This window comes from Tistrella bauzanensis, from assembly GCF_014636235.1.
GTDB lineage: Bacteria > Pseudomonadota > Alphaproteobacteria > Tistrellales > Tistrellaceae > Tistrella > Tistrella bauzanensis.
Genome location: NZ_BMDZ01000163.1, coordinates 1 through 1,822 on the forward strand (window position 1 = coordinate 1; position 1,822 = coordinate 1,822).

Here is a 1,822-nt window from a genome sequence, read left to right on the forward strand (position 1 = left end):
ACGCGTGATCAGCAAAAGCAGGGGAATTTCACAACCACTCAAGATGGAGACAGTATCACTAATAACTATACTACTGGTAGCAACAGTAAGCAATGCAGATAAAATCTGCATCGGCTATCAATCAACAAACTCCACAGAAACTGTGGACACACTAACAGAAAACAATGTCCCTGTGACACATGCCAAAGAACTGCTCCACACAGAGCATAATGGGATGCTGTGTGCAACAAGCTTGGGACAACCTCTTATTTTGGACACCTGCACCATCGAAGGGCTAATCTATGGCAATCCTTCTTGTGATCTATCGCTGGAAGGAAGAGAATGGTCCTATATCGTCGAGAGACCATCAGCCGTTCACGGATTGTGTTACCCCGGGAACGTAGAAGATCTAGAAGAGCTAAGGTCACTTTTTAGTTCTGCTANTGTTACCCCGGGAACGTAGAAGATCTAGAAGAGCTAAGGTCACTTTTTAGTTCTGCTAGGTCTTATCAAAGAATCCAGATCTTCCCAGACACAATCTGGAATGTTTCTTACGATGGAACAAGCACAGCATGCTCAGGTTCATTCTACAAAAGCATGAGATGGTTGACTCGAAAGAACGGCGAGTACCCTACCCAAGACGCCCAATACACAAATAATCAAGGGAAGAACATTCTTTTCATGTGGGGTATAAATCACCCACCCACCGATGATACGCAGAGAGGGCTGTACACAAGAACCGACACAACAACAAGTGTGGCAACAGAAGAAATAAATAGGATTTTCAAACCATTAATAGGACCAAGGCCTCTTGTCAACGGTCTGATGGGAAGAATCAATTATTACTGGTCTGTATTGAAACCTGGTCAAACACTGCGAATAAAATCTGATGGGAATCTAATAGCTCCATGGTATGGACACATTCTTTCAGGAGAGAGCCACGGAAGAATTCTAAAGACTGATTTGAAAAGAGGTAGCTGCACAGTGCAGTGTCAGACAGAAAAAGGTGGCTTAAACACAACACTGCCATTCCAAAATGTAAGTAAGTATGCATTTGGAAACTGCTCAAAATATATTGGCATAAAGAGTCTCAAACTTGCAGTTGGTCTGAGGAATGTGCCTTCTAAATCTAGTAGAGGACTATTCGGGGCCATAGCAGGGTTTATAGAGGGAGGTTGGTCAGGACTAGTTGCTGGTTGGTATGGGTTCCAGCATTCAAATGACCAAGGGGTTGGCATCGCAGCAGATAGAGACTCAACCCAAAAGGCAATTGATAAAATAACATCCAAAGTGAATAATATAGTCGACAAAATGAACAAGCAGTATGAAATCATTGATCATGAATTCAGTGAGGTAGAAACTAGACTTAACATGATTAATAATAAGATTGATGATCAAATCCAGGATATATGGGCATATAATGCAGAATTGCTAGTTCTGCTTGAAAACCAGAAAACACTCGATGAGCATGACGCAAATGTAAACAATCTATATAATAAAGTAAAGAGGGCGTTGGGTTCTAATGCGGTGGAAGATGGGAAAGGATGTTTCGAGCTATACCACAAATGTGATGACCAATGCATGGAGACAATTCGGAACGGGACCTACAACAGAAGGAAGTATCAAGAGGAATCAAAATTAGAAAGACAGAGAATAGAGGGGGTCAAGCTGGAATCTGAAGAAACTTACAAAATCCTCACCATTTATTCGACTGTCGCCTCATCTCTTGTGTTTGCAATGGGGTTTGCTGCCTTATTGTTCTGGGCCATGTCTAATGGGTCTTGCAGATGCAACATTTGTATATAATTAGCAAAAACACCCTTGTTTCTACTGATCACGCGTT

Annotated in this window: 1 protein-coding gene; it reads left to right on the forward strand. The window is 41.9% G+C overall.

Going from position 1 to position 1,822, the window contains the following annotated elements; all coding sequences use genetic code 11:
- The first annotated feature begins 660 nt into the window (after positions 1 to 660).
- Positions 661 to 1,785 (forward strand): hemagglutinin, encoded by a 1,125-nt coding sequence (locus IEW15_RS25300; RefSeq protein ID WP_229708849.1) that lies wholly within the window; start codon positions 661 to 663, stop codon positions 1,783 to 1,785.
- Positions 1,786 to 1,822 lie beyond the last annotated feature (37 nt).

What these genes read in the sequence shown, in the direction of transcription:
- IEW15_RS25300 (WP_229708849.1), top strand. Translation starts at nt 661, where the DNA reads ATGTGGGGTATAAATCACCCACCCACCGATGATACGCAGAGAGGGCTG.